Below are 14,965 nucleotides of genomic sequence, written 5' to 3'. Positions count from 1 at the left end.
ACTGAGGGAGGCTATTTATTTATGCAAAATGAACGTCAACGAATTTTAGAGCTTGTAGAAAAAGGTACGATTTCGGCACAAGAGGCGCTTACATTATTAGAAGCATTAGAGCAATCAGGCAAGTCTACTCAAAATGTTATAAATGATGTGTCACAGGAAACACAAACATCTTCAACTGATAAAGGGTCAATATTTGAGGAAGAATTAAAAAAAGATAGCAATAAGAAAAAAGATGATTTCACAAAATATTTCCAAGAGGAAATGCAAGATTTTCGTAAAGATTTAACGCAAATTGGTTCCCTATTTATGGATATGATGAATACAGCTGTTAAAAAGGTAAAAGAGTTTGACGTGTCTTCACCATTCGGCGATAAAGTTGAATTTACGCATACAGAAGAAGTGGCTGCAGCACATGTCGATAATATTACGGCTGAATTACCGAATGGCAACTTTTCATTAGAAGCTAGTGAAGGAGATACGATTCAAGTCATTTGTAAGGTGAAAGCACCACAAATCAATGATAGTGAAGAGGAGACACGCCATCACTTTTTAGAGCAATTTGTTGTGAGAGAAGATGAGCGTACACTACGTATTTTAAGTCAATTAAAGCTTGTACAAGTAAATGTCAAAGTGCTTATACCCAAGGAACAGCTTGAAAAATTATCAGTTCGTCTAATGAATGGCAGTGTGTCATTGCAAGATACAACACTAAAAGAATTAAAAGTAAAAACATTGAATGGTGCGATTAAAGGAACAAAATTAAACTTTGCCAAGGCTGAAGTAGATTCTTCCAATGGCTCCATTGAATTAACGAATGTACGAGGAAAAGATTTAGAGGCTGAAACATTAAATGGACGTGTTTATTTAGACGGTGCATTAGATGAGGTAGAGGCTAAATCGGTGAATGGACATGTTGTTGTGACAACTTGCTCAACAAATTCCTCAAAAATTAAGGCACAAACGGTGGCAGGAGCCGTTGAATTATATGTACCACGAACTATATCATTAAGCGGTAAAGTGGTAACGAACTTTGGGAAAGTAGATGTTGGCATTCAAGATGTGTCAAAAATGGAATCAACAGATCAATTTTTATCAAAAGTTATTCGCTTTGATAAAGAGGTTGAAAATGCTAATCGTTTATTTATTGAGGGTGAATCAAAAACAGGTGCTGTTTTAGTTCGCTATACAACAACAGAAGAACAACAAATGTAATGATTGTACAGGAATCGACTTTCTAGAAAGTTGGTTCCTGTTTTCATTTTGTCGAACTTTCATGATCATTATGACAATGAAAGATCGAATTAGAAGGAACTACCACAGATTGAAATGAAACTGTAATAGAAAAACAGAAATTGAGTGCTATAATAGTAAAAGAAATACCTCTTACATAAATTAAGAGTTTTAGGTGGTTTAATTATGATAGAAATGAAGAATGTGACAAAGAAGTACACAAACGGTGTTATTGCGACAAATGGTATTTCTGTCAATATAAAGCAGGGCGAATTTGTCTATGTTGTAGGGCCGAGTGGTGCTGGTAAATCTACATTTATTAAATTAATGTATCGTGAAGAAAAGGCAACGTCAGGACAAATTTTGGTCAATGGGATAGATTTAGCAACCTTAAAAAATAAAAAGGTTCCTTTTTTGCGCCGTCAACTTGGCGTTGTTTTCCAAGATTTCAAATTGTTACCTCGTTTAAATGTTTATGAAAATGTCGCATTTGCACTTGAGGTAATAGAGGAAAAGCCAGAGGAAATACGTCGCCGAGTGATGGAAGTTTTAGAGCTTGTTGGGTTAAAGCATAAAGCGAGGATGTTTCCAAATGAACTTTCAGGTGGAGAGCAGCAGCGCGTATCGATTGCTCGCTCGATTGTGAATGTTCCAAAGGTTGTTATTGCAGATGAACCAACTGGGAACCTTGATCCTGAAACATCATGGGAAATTATGAATTTATTTGAGGAAATTAATGCACGAGGAACAACGATTGTCATGGCAACACATAATCGTGAAATTGTGAATACAATTCGTCGCCGTGTTATCGCTATTGAGGGCGGTTTAATCGTCCGTGACGAACACGGAGGTGACTACGGCTATGACCTTTAATACTGTAAAACGGCATTTCCGTGAAAGTGTTAAGTCACTTGGCCGAAATAGTTGGATGACCCTTGCATCTGTGAGTGCAGTAACCGTTACACTTATACTAGTAGGCGTCTTTGCGCTTATTATGATGAACTTAAATAAAGTAGCGACGGATTTAGAAAATGATGTTGAAATTAAAGTGTTAATTGATGAAACGGCAGATGAGGCAGCAGAAAAAGCGCTTATCGAAAAGTTTAAAACATGGGCAAGTATATCAGAGGTAACCTATTCAACAAAAGAAGATGAGCTAAATAAGCTTGTAAAAGATTTTGGTGATGATTTTAAGCTATTTGAGCAAAGCAATCCTTTACGTAATGTTATTTATATAAAGGCTGCTGATCCTCAGCAAACAGCAAAGGTTGCGAAAGAGATTCAAAAGCATGACTATATTTATGACGTTATGTATGGTGAAGGCAAGGTTGAAAAGCTTTTTAATGTTTTAAATATTAGTCGTAATGTAGGAATTGTATTAATTTTAGGGCTATTATTTACTGCGATTTTCTTAATTTCAAATACGATTCGTATTACGATTATTGCTCGTCGTGATGAAATTGAAATTATGAAGCTTGTAGGCGCAACGAATTCATTCGTGCGTATTCCATTCTTACTGGAAGGAATGTGGCTCGGAATTTTAGGTTCTATTATTCCGATTGCGGTTGTCGCAACCCTTTACCACAATATATATAAAATTATTGCACCTCGTTTGCAGGGTGAGCTTGTCCAATTACTTGATTTCTCGCCACTTGTGTATCAGGTAAGCGGTCTTCTGTTACTTATTGGCGTGCTAATCGGTATTTGGGGAAGCTTTATGTCAGTACGTAAGTTTTTAAAGATTTAATTTAGGCGTTAGTCACAACGGATATTTGTGAAGAAATGAAGAATAGTTGAAAGGGAGTTCGATCGGTGAAAAGTAAGGCGAAGAACATATGGAAAACATTTGCAGCGACATCTGCTCTATTTCTTTTTATCCAGACTCCATCAGCGTATGCAACAAGTTTGTCGGATTTAAAGGAAGAAAAAAACCAAATTGAAACAAAGAAAAATGAATTAAATTCATCTATTAGCAATAAGTCGAATGCAATTTCTGCTAATCAGGAAAAGCAACAAAAAATCTTAGACCAAATTCAAGCATTAAATGCTGAAATCGACAAAACAAATAGCAATATTAAAAATGTAGAAGCTGAAATTCATACAACAAATGAAGAAATTAAAAAATTAAAAGCATCCATTCAAGAGCTTTTACGTAAAATTGAAGAGCGTGATTTACTGTTAGAAGAGCGTGCTCGTGCCCTTCAAGCAGGCGGCTCCGTTAGCTATTTAGACGTATTATTAGGCTCTAATAGCTTCGTAGACTTTATTGATCGATTTTCCGCAGTTAATGCATTACTAGAAGCGGATCGTCAAATTATTCAAGATCAAAAAGACGATAAGCAGCAATTAGAGGAGCAAAAGCAGAGTGTGGAAGAAAAGCGTCAAAAATTAGAAGGTCAAAAAGCTGAGCTTGAACGTTTAAAAGCATCATTAAATGGTCAAAAGGCTGAGAAAAACAGCTTGGTTGAGCAATTAGAAAAAGAACAAGAAAAGCTGAAATCTGAAAAGGTATTACTTGAAAAAGAATATTCTGAAGCATTAGAAGTTAGTCAAGAATTACAAAATCAAATTGTTGCTGAGCAAAAGCGTTTAGCTGAAATTGCTCGTCAACAGGAAGAAAAACGTAAAGCAGCCGCGGCAGCCGCTGCCGCAGCGGCTGCTAGAAATGCTAGCAGTGGTTCAAGCAGTTCATCCGGTTCATCTAATGTGATTGTAAATGCACCTCAATCAAACGGCACTTGGATTAAGCCAACAAATGGTCGTTTAACATCACCTTATGGTTGGCGTAATATTGGTGCAGGCCCTGAATTCCATTATGGTGTAGACCTTGCCAATGCAGCAGGAACACCGATTTGGGCAGCAGCAGATGGTGTCGTTTCTTATGCAGCACCACTTAGCTCTTATGGCAATGTTGTTATTTTAACGCATTCCATCGATGGACAAATTTATACAACAGTATATGCACATCTAAGTTCATTTAATGTAGGTGTGGGACAAGAGGTAACACAAGGTCAGCAAATTGCAGCGATGGGTAGCACAGGTCGCTCTACTGGCCCTCACTTACACTTTGAGGTGCATATTGGCCCATGGAGAGGTCAAGCTGCTGGTAGTGTAAACCCACTAAAATATATTCCATTGTAAAATGAAAAAGCTATACATTAGCGCGCTAATGTATAGCTTTTTTGTGTGGATTCTGACTATTTTTTGAACACAGTGTGAAATCCTCATATGCTAAACTATATCTATGCTATGCTGTAGCTATCTTTTAAGAGAGGATTTGTTGGTGTGATTAATACAGAATGGTATACGGTTCGAGCACTAACATTACCAGCAACAGCAATCGCTTTGCTTTGCGCCTTTGTACTTGTATGGCTTATATTGCGTTTACAGTTTTCTAAGAAAATGTCTGAACAATATGCTGATGCCATTTTTACGTTTATTCTTGTATGGAAATTTAGCTTACTTGTAACCGATTTCAAAGCAGTCATTGCCCAACCTATTTCTTTATTATATTTTAATGGAGGAACAATAGGCATTTTTCTTGGTGTTTTAGCAGCATCATGGCAAGTATGGCGCAAGCGAGATAAGGCGTTTGAGATAAAAGCATATAGCTGGTCAATAATATTGACACAGTCCATTTATCAATGGTTAGTGATTTTATTGAATGATAATCCTGTGAAAAGTGAAGTAATTACATTAACAGTGCTAAGCTTATTAACTCTCTTCATATTATGGAAATTAACAGCATTGAAGCAGGCACTATTGCTGTATACAGTCGGCTTTATCATTGTTGCCCTTTTTCAACCATTAGGGGTGTGGCAAACGGCTGTCGGCGTTAACCTGTTATTACTTTGTCTTGGAATTGCTATTCAATATAAGCAGCACGATGTGGGAGGGAAAGCATGAAAAAAAATATTGGGCTATTAATTGTTGTGCTTTTAGTAGTTGCGATGGTTGGTACATATGTTAAACAGCAAATTGATGAGGAGCGTGCTATTGATAAGTCTGCTCTTGGGAAGGATATGGAGGAGCGCAACATCGGCTTGGCAAATGGCGACACACCGCCAGATTTTACATTAACAAGCTTGGATGGAAAAGATATAACATTAAGTGATCTTCGTGGGAAAAAGGTTGTATTAAATTTTTGGGCAACTTGGTGTCCACCATGTAAAGCCGAAATGCCACATATGCAAAGCTTTTATGATGAATTTGCTGAAGAAAAAAATGTTGAAATTATAGCGGTTAATTTAACATCAGAGGAGCGTGATGTGACAGCTGATGCCAAGGTAGATACGGTGATGACGTTTAGAGATAGCTTTGAACTAACATTCCCAATTTTATTAGACCCTGATAATTTAGTAGGCTCTGATTATCAAATTATTACTATTCCAACAACATATTTTATTGATACGAACGGCTATATTCAACGTGCTATTAAAGGACCGATGGATGTTGATATGCTAAAAGATTATGTCGATGCACTCGATTAATTCATAACAATCTGCTCGCTTTCTCTATTAGAAGCGAGCAGATTTTTTATTAAAAGGCAGGATACCCGCGAATCAGGGACGAATACTCGCAAACCGAGAGTAGATACCCGCGAAGCCAGAACAAATACCCGCACAGCTAAAATAATCCTTATACAATTTTGTATGTTTGAAAAAATAGAGTCATACAGTAAAAGAGATGGAGGAGGGAAGGTTTGCGCAAAATAACAGCTGGAGTCGGAGTGCTGATTAGTAGTTTAGTGGTAGGCAGTGGTATTTATTTTGATTGGTTTACGCTTGGCGATAAGGAAGAGCCTGTTACGGAGGTTGATACTATTGATGAAGCGATGACATTAATCGAAGAAAAATCTGTATACAGCACAAAGAAGGATGTTCTAGTAGAAGGGGCACTTCGTGGGATGGCTGATGCCATTAAGGACCCTTATAGCACCTACTACTCGAAAGAAGAGGCTGAGCAGCATCGGCAAATGCTAGCTGAGGAGAGGGTAGGCATTGGTATTGAGTTAACAGAAAATAAAGGGAAATTTATTGTTGTGTCCCCTGTGCGTTCATCGCCAGCAGAGAAGGCAGGCATGCGCTCGCTTGATGAAATTGTACAAGTTGATAGTGTGCGTGTGGATGGCAAAACAATGAGTGAATTAATGCATTTAATTCAAGGTGAGAAGGGCACAAAGGTAACGATTGTCGTTTATAGACCAAGCGAGGATAAGCATATTAAAATGACGATGGAACGTGCTGCTATCTCTAATAAAACCGTATCAAGTGAGGTTGTAAAAGTAGAGGATACAGCGCTTGGCTATGTGGAAATCTCACTTTTTGGTGAAAAGACGGCAAATGAATGGGTTGCTGAAACAAGTAAATTACTGCGCAAAGATGTTGAGGGAATTATTATCGATGTGCGTGATAATCCAGGTGGGTATTTACATAGCGTTGCAGCGCTACTAAGCACAGTCTTAGAAAATGGCAAGGTATTTGCATATATGCAAAATGCAGAGGGTGCTATGGAACCTTTGAAAACACAAACAAAAGGCTTTGATGAAAAATATTTAGAAACAATGAATAAAATTCCAATTGTTGTGTTACAAAATCAGGGCAGTGCGTCAGCTAGTGAAGTATTAAGTGGTGCTTTAAAGGGCTGGGGGCGCGCTTCACTTGTTGGTGTTAAAAGCTTTGGTAAAGGAACAGTGCAGGAATCTTGGTCACTTTCGAATGGGGGCGAGCTAAAATTATCAACAAATAAATGGCTCACACCAAAGCGAGAGTGGATTCATGGGCAGGGAATTGAGGCAAGCTTAGTGATTGAACAAAATGAATTATTTGCTTTCCAGCTACATCCATTAACAGGAAAATTTAAAGTAGGTGATATGAGTGAGGAAATTGCCTATTCACAAAATGCCTTGCAAAAGCTTGGCTATCAAATTGATCGTTTAGATGGGTATATGGATGATACAACGGCTGAGGCTGTGACCCTATATCGCAAGCAGAAAAAATTAGAACAGGCAGAAGATGAGTTTTCTATGGATACAACTTTTTTTAATAGTTTAAATGAAACATTAAAAAATTATAAGGCAGACCGTCAAAATGACCAACAATTCCAAATGGCTACTAGTTTTTTATTGCATACAATTGAGCAATAACAACAAAAATGCCTTTCTATCAGTTTGTACTACGCAAGACTGTAGTCGTTTGATACAATAAATTTATAGCATTTAAGATAGAAACGGCGGGTGTTCGTATGGTTAGTGATATATTCATAGAAATTGTAACAGCGATTGGCCGCTTTTTACTCAACCCATTATTATATATAGCCACTATATTTGCTATTTTATTAGGGTATCGTCGTGTCAAACAGGAGCGTAAATATTTTCATAGACGGATTATTTGGGGCTGGACGGAGTTAATTGGGCAATGGAAAGAAGGCTGGCTGTATGCACTGATTATTTCCATCATTAGTATTGCAGCAGGGCTAACTGTGCCGAAAGTATTTTTAATAGTGTTAATCGTTATCTCGGTGGTTGCACTTATCTTGTATTGTGTAAATGCACTATCGCCTATTTTGACAATAGGCATTGCAACAGCTATAGTATGGGCAATGTTCTACTACAATTTTACATTTTCTTGGTGGAAGATTTCCTTAGAGGGCATCGATGTAATGGAAGGAGCCATTGTAGCGATTACTATTCTTGCAGGCTTAAGTGTGATTGCGGAAGGGCTTCTTATTCGACGAGCAGCACTAAAGGTTGCCACACCCTGCGTTGAAAAAACAAAAAGAGGTATGCAGGCAATTGTCTATCGCACAAGAAATGTATGGGTGTTGCCAATTCTCTTTGTCATGCCAGGTGATAGGATTGTGGCAGCATTGCCATATTGGCCACAATTTACAATTGGTGAGAACAGCTTTGCTCTTGTGTTATTTCCTCTTGTTATCGGGTTTTCAAAGCTTATCAGAAAAAATTTACCAGCTTTAGTATTACCTAAAATTGGACGTTCGGTATTATTGCTAGGGCAGTTAATTTTAATTGGTGGATTGGCGGCTTACTTTGAGCCATTGATTGCCTTGGTTACATTGGCACTTGGAGCGATTATTCGTATTAGTATCTCCATGTATTATGCATGGCAGGATAAGACGGATCATTATGCGGTAGCACCAAGTACAAAGGGGGCAGTAATTGCAGCGGTTCTTCCTGATTCACCAGCTGAAAAAATGGGCTTGCTTGCTGGGGAATGTATACGCAAAGTAAATGGAGTAGCTATTTTTACAGAAAATGAGTTGTATGAAGCATTGCAATTAAATGCAGCACATTGTCGTTTAGAAGTGTTAGATCGTAACAATGAAATTCGTTTAACACAGCATGTTATTTATAGTAATGACCATTATCGTATTGGATTATTATTAGCTGAGCCGAGGGATGTATAATGGACGTTTTTGGGAAAATGATGCTAGCACTCTTTATTCCTGCATTGCTTGTGTTATTGTTTACAAGAATTACGTATAACCGCTATATTGCATTAGTATTAGCCATTGCGCTAATCGCAGCTTCAGTCTATGCAGGTTATACATCCCCACCCATTATTTTTGTTATAGATGCCTTCTCATTAACAGTTGGTTTTTGGCTAGCCAGTAAAATGAGGAAATAAAAAGGTCAGTCCTATCTTCGTGATGGGACTGACCTTTTTACATAAAGAATCGCACTACTGCCATAATTATAACGCCTGCGACAACTGTAATGGATAAGCTTTTGGTAACAAGGGCAATAATTAGGGTAGGCACAAATGTTACAAAAATAGGCCAATCAAGTGTTACGACTTTGCCGCTTTCGGTATCCAATAAGTTTTCGATAACAAGAGCGCTTAAAATACACACAGGAATAAAGCTAAGCCATTTAAGAACAACGTCTGGCAGTGTAACACTACGTACAAATATAAATGGAATGACACGCGGTAGCCATGTAACAACTGCACAGCCAATAATAAGCCATACCATATAAGAGGTTGTTGTCATTTATCCGTCACCACCCCAATTGTTGCAACAATGACTGTTGCTAATAGTACCGCTACATGGGAAGGAACGATATAGGAGAGACCGTACATAATGAGTGCCATATAGCCAATTAACTTAATATAGTGCATAATTTTGCTTTGTCCGATACTGCTCAATTGTAAAACTAACAGTGCAATAAACATCGCAATTAACGCAAAGTCCAATCCCCATTTTTCAGGGTTTGCTACCCATTGCCCTAAAAAAGCACCTGCAAGGCAGGACAAAATCCAAAAAATATAGGCTGTTACATTCAAGCCATCCATCCATTTGCCATATAATTTACCTGTTTGCATTTGTTTTGTCACAGCTACCCCAAAGGTTTCGTCTGTTAATAATGTTCCGAACCCAACATTTCTTAGCATAGAATAGCGTGTAAAATGTGGTGCTAATGTTAAACTCATTAATAAATGGCGTAAATTAACGACAAAAATGGTTACAATAATAGCAGAAGCAGGGCTGCTTGTTAAAAGCAATGCACAAAAGATAAATTGCGCAGACCCTGCATAAACGAGAATCGTTAGCAGTGCAATTTCAAGCACGGATAGCCCTGAAGCGGAACCTACAACACCAAATGCAAGTCCTATACTAATATAACCGAGCAAAGTAGGAATACAATCCTTAACACCTTGTAAAAAGCTATCGTTAAGGGAGCTTGCCGTATCGTGGTGCGGCTCTGTTGTACTTGTCATAAAATAGGTCATCCTTTCTTAAAAAATCAATGTATACTATTGATAGAATAGTTTGATAGTTAGATGTGTTTATTAAAGTATACATTTGTCTGATAAAATAAACAATAGAGATTGGTGAATAACAATGGAACAAATGAGTCGAAACTTAGCCTTCCAATTAAAAAGAATTCGACAGCAGCGTCATGTCAGCTTAGATGATGTGGCAAAGGCAACAGGTGTTAGTAAGGCACAGCTTGCTCAAATTGAAAAGGGTGAGGCAAATCCCACTGTATCAACGATTTGGAAAATTGCCGCGGGTATGCGTATTTCTTTTTCTTCTTTACTACAGCCACCAACAGCTCATTACACACGTTATAGTAGCAAGGATGCACCACATGTGGATGAGGATGAGGGGCGTTATCGTGTATATTCGATTATCCCCTATAGTCCTGAGAGGGGCTGGGAATTTTATAAGGTTGAAATGGAACCTGGAGCAGTAAGCAGGAGTGAAGCTCATACAGAAGGGGTAGAGGAAACTGTAATCGTTATTAAAGGACAAGCTATGATTTCTGCTGGAGATATGCATGAATTACTGGATGAAGGGGATACACTAGTATTCTCAGGGCATCAACCTCATGAGTATCGAAATACAGCAGAAGGGCTAACTATTTTACATTTAATTTTACAGTATAAATAGAGGTGTCAATAGTGAGTGAATGGTTTACTGTAGAAAATATAGAACAAATTGCGGCACAGTATCGAACACTAGGTCCAATTATTGGTTTATTGCTACCGTTTCTAGAAGCATTTTTACCATTTCTACCATTAGTGGTGTTTGTTGTTGCCAATGCAAGTGCATTTGGATTATGGATAGGGTTTTTATTATCTTGGTTAGGCTCTGTAGCAGGGTCCTATGTGGTATTTTTGCTTGTCCGTCGTTTTGGGAAGCATCCAAAGTTGCGATTTTTAACAGGCGGTAAAAAGGTACAGAAGCTTATTCAATGGGTGGATATGAATGGTCTTAGCCCTCTGTTCGTTCTGCTATGTTTTCCTTTTACACCATCTGTTATTGTTAATATTGTCGCAGGACTGTCCCATATTCATAAAAAGTTTTACTTAATCGTTTTATTAGCTGGAAAGTTTGTCATGATTTTAGGAATGAGTGTACTTGGCTATGATTTAAAATCATTACTAACAAGTCCTGTAAGATTGGTAATTGCAGCTGTTGCGATTGTGATTTTATGGTGGGTAGGCAAGTTGATGGAGAAGCGTTTGAATGCTCGTGTTGAACGAGATTTGCGACAAGCGCGAAATTTGCCAAAAAAACAAGATAAACATGCAAGTTAATAGTTGATGTACAGGTCTCTTTTTCGCGAAGAGGCCACTTTTATTTAATAAAGCTTGCTAGATAGTATTTCATAGCTTTTTTCGATAAAATTTAAGATAGCTATTCAAAAGTAATCAAGCCGCTCAATAATGTAATCAACAATCAAAAGGGGGAAAAGCTCATGACATTGCGTATTGTTTCGGGGCGTTCGGGAACAGGGAAATCAGCTTTTATTTATAAGGAAATTGTCGAGCAATTAAAGACAGACCCATTAGGTCATCCTATTTTTATAATCGTTCCTGACCAAATGTCCTATTCTACAGAATATGAACTAACAAATAAGCATGACGTACAAGGCTTAATTCGGGCACAGGTCATGACATTTAAACGCTTAGCATGGCTTGTGTTACAGGAAACAGGCGGGATTGCTCGTAAAGAGGTAAATGGCTATGGCTATCGCATGCTAATTCGTAAATTATTAGAGGAACAACAAAGCGAATTCTCCTTATTCCGACAAGCTGCTGGTAAGCGTGGCTTTACAGAGGAAATTGAAACACTACTAAAAGAATTTAGCCGATATAGTGTCAATAGCGCTGTTTTAGAGGAAGTAACAGCATCTTTAAAGGTGATTGATGCGCCTCATACATTACAGGCTAAAACAAATGATTTACATGTTGTTTTGCAGGCATTAGAGGAGCGACTTGGAACAACCTATGTGGATAGTGAAGGCTATTATCCAATTTTAACAGAGCAATTAAAATATGCTGATACAATGAAGCAGGCAACGATTTATATTGATGGTTTTACTGCCTTTACTGTGCGGGAGCTAGAGCTTGTGCGTGAATTATTAAAGGTGACAAAGCAAGTAACAGTTGTGCTGCCATTTGATCATATAGATGAGGCATTTGATGAGCAAGCCTTATTTCATGAGGCGGCATTAACCAATCAACGGCTTCATGATATTGCCAAGGAGGAGGGCATTGAAGTTGATGCGCCTATCCATTTTCATCATACAAGACGATTTTATTCCAATGATTTACAGCATATAGAGGCAAGATTTGCTGATATAGTGCCACAAACAAAAAAAACCTCAGGAGATGTACAGGTATTTGAGGCATCTAATCGTCGAGCAGAGGTGCATGCCATTGCCCGGGAAATAACAAAGCTAACAAGAGAAGATGGCTATCGTTATCAAGATATTGTATTACTATATCGCCAAGCAGAGTTATATGATCCATTGATTACCAGTATTTTTCAGCAATATGAAATTCCTATTTTTACAAATACAAAAAAGACGATGTTGCATCATCCATTAATTGAGCTAAGTCGTTCTGCATTGGAGGTTATAACATCTAATTGGAAATATGAGCCTGTTTTTCGAAGTGTCAAAACAGATTTATTTTTCCCATTACATGCGGAACTAACAGTATGGCGTGAACGTGCTGATCGTTTAGAAAATTATTGCTTAGCACAGGGCATTTATGGAGAACGTTGGTTTGAGGAGCCGCGTTGGTTTTATAAAAAATATCGTGGCTTAGAGTTTCATTCGCGTGTACAAACGGATGAGGAACGAGCAATGCAGATAGAAATCGAGGCGATTCGCGATGAAATCCGTCAACCATTAAAAAATCTACAAAATCAACTTGAACAAGTACAAACAGGTCGAGCAATAGCAACAGCATTATTTGAATTTATGGAGGCATTACAAGTTTATGATAAGCTTCAAGCCTTGAAGGGTCGTGAGCTTGAACGAGGCGATGCATTAGCAGCAAGTGAGCATGAGCAGGCATGGCAGGAATGGGTAGCTGTGCTGGATCAATTTGTTTATATGTTTGGTGAGCAGGAGATGTCTGTACAGGAAGCCGCTAAAATTTTAGATGAAGGCTTCGATACATTAGAATTTTCAAGAATTCCGCCTACACTAGATGAAGTGATGGTGGCAACTGTGGATTTAGCCCGATTATCCAATATAAAAATAGCTTTTGTTGTAGGCATGAATGATGGTGTATATCCAACTCGAATGGAGTATGAGGGCTTATTATCAGATACAGAGCGTGAATGGTTTAGTCAAATTGGCTATGAGCTTGCGCCGACATCTACAAATCGCTTATTGCAGGAAAATTTCCTATTTTATCGTGCTGTGACAACACCATCCGATAAGCTTTATATGACATACCCTACAGCAGATGAAGAAGGCAAGGCATTGTTAGCCTCCATCTATATAAAAAAAATAATTGGCAATGCTAGCACACCTGGATTATTAAGTGATGTTGCTGTGGAACGTGTTGTTATGGACCCAATTGAATTATTGGCTGGTGATGTTTTACCATATTTACGTCATCCACGTACAGCCTTAGCGCATTTAATGGTGCAGCTGCGTCAGGCTGAGCATAGTCGTGAACTAGCACCAGAATGGCTAGCATTGCAAAAATTTTATAAGCAAGACCCATATTGGGCACTAATTTTTGAACGTGTACGTTATCCAATTACACATAAAAATAAGGCGGAGCCGCTAGAAGCTTATATTACACAGGAGCTATATGGGCAAAAGCTCACATCGAGTGTTTCACGTATTGAAAAATATTTTAGATGTCCATTCTCTCATTTCACAACATATGGGCTGCGCTTAGAGGAACGTGCTGAATATCGTTTAGAAACCTTTGCAATAGGCGATCTATTCCATGAGGCTTTAAAGTGGATTACAGAGGAAACACATCGTCAGCAGCTAGCATGGATACGCTTAACAAAACAGCAAATTCAACAATTAGCACGTCAAGCTGTAGAGCAAATTGTGCCTGTATTTTCGCATCAAATTTTACTATCGAGTGCGCGTTATCGTTATATTCAACGCAAGCTGATTCGTATTGTGGAACGAACAATGACAGCACTCACACAGCATGCCAATGTTTCGCATTTTAAGCCGATTGCCATTGAGGCATCATTCGGACCAGGACAAAATGAGCAGCTACCACCGCTTGAAATTGATTTATCTGGTGGTAAGAAAATGTTTATGCGAGGACGTATTGATCGAGTGGATAGTGCAACGATTGATAATCGCTCGTATTTACGTATCGTTGATTATAAATCATCCGCTCGTGATTTGGACTTAAATGAAGTTTATTATGGATTATCTCTACAAGTGTTAACATATCTAGATGTGGCAATGGAAAATAGCTCCTATTGGCTATCAGATGACACAGAGCCAGCTGGTGTGTTATATGTCCATGTCCACAATCCGATGCTAAAGCTTGATAAAGATTTAACAGATAGCGAAATAGAGGAAGATCGTTTAAAGCAATATAAAATGAAAGGTCTGCTTTCTGAAAATGCTGAGGCTATTTTATCAATGGATGAACAGCTAGAGGAAAAGAGCGGACATTCTAAAATTATTCCTGTTTATATGAAAAAAGATGGGACACCCTCTGCGTCACAATCACGTATCGTTGCTGTTAATGATATGAAAAATCTACAGCACTTTGTACGACGCAAGCATCAGGAAGCGGGGAATGGTATTTTAGCTGGTGATACAGACATTAGCCCATATAAATTAAAAACAAAAACAGCCTGTGATTATTGTCAATTTGCCGCGGTTTGTCAGTTTGATCCAACTGATGGAAAGCAAAGCTACCGCCAGTTAGTACAGGCAAACCCGAATGAAATTGTTGATAAAATTCGGAAGGAGATGGAGTAA

Annotated in this window: 14 protein-coding genes; 12 read left to right on the top strand and 2 right to left on the bottom strand. The window is 38.2% G+C overall.

Annotated features, from left to right (window positions below; translation table 11 throughout):
- Positions 1-21 precede the first annotated feature (21 nt).
- The 9 genes from ACIQVU_RS04545 (at position 22) to ACIQVU_RS04505 (ending at position 8,876) form a co-directional block, all read left to right on the top strand.
- Positions 22-1,212, top strand: coding sequence for a DUF4097 family beta strand repeat-containing protein (locus ACIQVU_RS04545; protein ID WP_340804412.1), 1,191 nt, complete (start codon positions 22-24; stop codon positions 1,210-1,212).
- A 204-nt stretch (positions 1,213-1,416) separates the two neighbouring features.
- Complete coding sequence (gene ftsE / locus ACIQVU_RS04540; protein ID WP_340804413.1) at positions 1,417-2,103, top strand: cell division ATP-binding protein FtsE; 687 nt, start codon at positions 1,417-1,419, stop codon at positions 2,101-2,103.
- Entirely contained in the window at positions 2,093-2,977 is an 885-nt protein-coding gene (gene ftsX, locus ACIQVU_RS04535) for a permease-like cell division protein FtsX (RefSeq protein ID WP_340804414.1), read from the top strand. The genes ftsE and ftsX overlap by 11 nt, the downstream gene beginning before the upstream one ends.
- 65 nt (positions 2,978-3,042) lie before the next feature.
- Positions 3,043-4,371 carry a murein hydrolase activator EnvC family protein gene (locus tag ACIQVU_RS04530; protein ID WP_340804415.1) on the top strand — a complete coding sequence of 443 codons (1,329 nt, stop codon included), beginning with the start codon at positions 3,043-3,045 and terminating at the stop codon, positions 4,369-4,371.
- A 144-nt stretch (positions 4,372-4,515) separates the two neighbouring features.
- Positions 4,516-5,136 carry a hypothetical protein gene (locus tag ACIQVU_RS04525; RefSeq protein ID WP_340804416.1) on the top strand — a complete coding sequence of 207 codons (621 nt, stop codon included), beginning with the start codon at positions 4,516-4,518 and terminating at the stop codon, positions 5,134-5,136.
- Positions 5,133-5,720: a peroxiredoxin family protein gene (locus tag ACIQVU_RS04520; protein ID WP_340804417.1), complete on the top strand. Its 588-nt coding sequence runs from the start codon at positions 5,133-5,135 to the stop codon at positions 5,718-5,720. Before ACIQVU_RS04525 ends, ACIQVU_RS04520 begins: the two co-directional genes overlap by 4 nt.
- A gap of 212 nt (positions 5,721-5,932) precedes the next feature.
- Positions 5,933-7,375, top strand: coding sequence for a S41 family peptidase (locus ACIQVU_RS04515; protein WP_340804418.1), 1,443 nt, complete (start codon positions 5,933-5,935; stop codon positions 7,373-7,375).
- A 98-nt stretch (positions 7,376-7,473) separates the two neighbouring features.
- Positions 7,474-8,655 carry a PDZ domain-containing protein gene (locus ACIQVU_RS04510; RefSeq protein ID WP_340804420.1) on the top strand — a complete coding sequence of 394 codons (1,182 nt, stop codon included), beginning with the start codon at positions 7,474-7,476 and terminating at the stop codon, positions 8,653-8,655.
- Positions 8,655-8,876, top strand: a complete 222-nt coding sequence (locus ACIQVU_RS04505; protein WP_340804421.1) for a CsbA family protein — start codon at positions 8,655-8,657, stop codon at positions 8,874-8,876. The genes ACIQVU_RS04510 and ACIQVU_RS04505 overlap by 1 nt, the downstream gene beginning before the upstream one ends.
- Positions 8,877-8,913: 37 nt before the next feature.
- On the opposite strand, the gene ACIQVU_RS04500 is transcribed toward ACIQVU_RS04505, so the two are convergent.
- The gene (locus ACIQVU_RS04500; RefSeq protein ID WP_340804422.1) at positions 8,914-9,240 is read right to left on the bottom strand and encodes an AzlD domain-containing protein; all 327 of its coding nucleotides are present in this window, start codon (positions 9,238-9,240) and stop codon (positions 8,914-8,916) included.
- Positions 9,237-9,968, bottom strand: a complete 732-nt coding sequence (locus ACIQVU_RS04495; protein ID WP_340804423.1) for an AzlC family ABC transporter permease — start codon at positions 9,966-9,968, stop codon at positions 9,237-9,239. Before ACIQVU_RS04495 ends, ACIQVU_RS04500 begins: the two co-directional genes overlap by 4 nt.
- A gap of 124 nt (positions 9,969-10,092) precedes the next feature.
- On the opposite strand from ACIQVU_RS04495, the gene ACIQVU_RS04490 reads away from it, so the two are divergent.
- The 3 genes from ACIQVU_RS04490 to addB all read left to right on the top strand — a co-directional run bounded on the left by ACIQVU_RS04490 (position 10,093) and on the right by addB (position 14,965).
- Entirely contained in the window at positions 10,093-10,644 is a 552-nt protein-coding gene (locus ACIQVU_RS04490; RefSeq protein WP_340804424.1) for a helix-turn-helix domain-containing protein, read from the top strand.
- A gap of 11 nt (positions 10,645-10,655) precedes the next feature.
- On the top strand, positions 10,656-11,294 hold the full coding sequence (locus tag ACIQVU_RS04485) for a TVP38/TMEM64 family protein (protein WP_340804426.1): 639 nt from the start codon (positions 10,656-10,658) through the stop codon (positions 11,292-11,294).
- 161 nt (positions 11,295-11,455) lie between these two features.
- Positions 11,456-14,965 (top strand): helicase-exonuclease AddAB subunit AddB, encoded by a 3,510-nt coding sequence (gene addB / locus ACIQVU_RS04480; protein ID WP_402894041.1) that lies wholly within the window; start codon positions 11,456-11,458, stop codon positions 14,963-14,965.

Source organism: Lysinibacillus sp. NPDC098008 (genome assembly GCF_044760715.1).
Taxonomy (GTDB): domain Bacteria; phylum Bacillota; class Bacilli; order Bacillales_A; family Planococcaceae; genus Lysinibacillus.
The sequence above is the reverse complement of the archived record's forward strand: the minus strand, read 5'-3'. Positions and strand labels throughout refer to the sequence as shown.

What these genes read in the sequence shown, in the direction of transcription:
- ACIQVU_RS04520 (WP_340804417.1), top strand. Translation starts at nt 5,133, where the DNA reads ATGAAAAAAAATATTGGGCTATTAATTGTTGTGCTTTTAGTAGTTGCG.
- ACIQVU_RS04545 (WP_340804412.1), top strand. Translation starts at nt 22, where the DNA reads ATGCAAAATGAACGTCAACGAATTTTAGAGCTTGTAGAAAAAGGTACG.
- ACIQVU_RS04505 (WP_340804421.1), top strand. Translation starts at nt 8,655, where the DNA reads ATGGACGTTTTTGGGAAAATGATGCTAGCACTCTTTATTCCTGCATTG.
- addB (WP_402894041.1), top strand. Translation starts at nt 11,456, where the DNA reads ATGACATTGCGTATTGTTTCGGGGCGTTCGGGAACAGGGAAATCAGCT.
- ACIQVU_RS04500 (WP_340804422.1), bottom strand. Translation starts at nt 9,240, where the DNA reads ATGACAACAACCTCTTATATGGTATGGCTTATTATTGGCTGTGCAGTT.
- ACIQVU_RS04490 (WP_340804424.1), top strand. Translation starts at nt 10,093, where the DNA reads ATGGAACAAATGAGTCGAAACTTAGCCTTCCAATTAAAAAGAATTCGA.
- ftsX (WP_340804414.1), top strand. Translation starts at nt 2,093, where the DNA reads ATGACCTTTAATACTGTAAAACGGCATTTCCGTGAAAGTGTTAAGTCA.
- ACIQVU_RS04510 (WP_340804420.1), top strand. Translation starts at nt 7,474, where the DNA reads ATGGTTAGTGATATATTCATAGAAATTGTAACAGCGATTGGCCGCTTT.
- ftsE (WP_340804413.1), top strand. Translation starts at nt 1,417, where the DNA reads ATGATAGAAATGAAGAATGTGACAAAGAAGTACACAAACGGTGTTATT.
- ACIQVU_RS04495 (WP_340804423.1), bottom strand. Translation starts at nt 9,968, where the DNA reads ATGACAAGTACAACAGAGCCGCACCACGATACGGCAAGCTCCCTTAAC.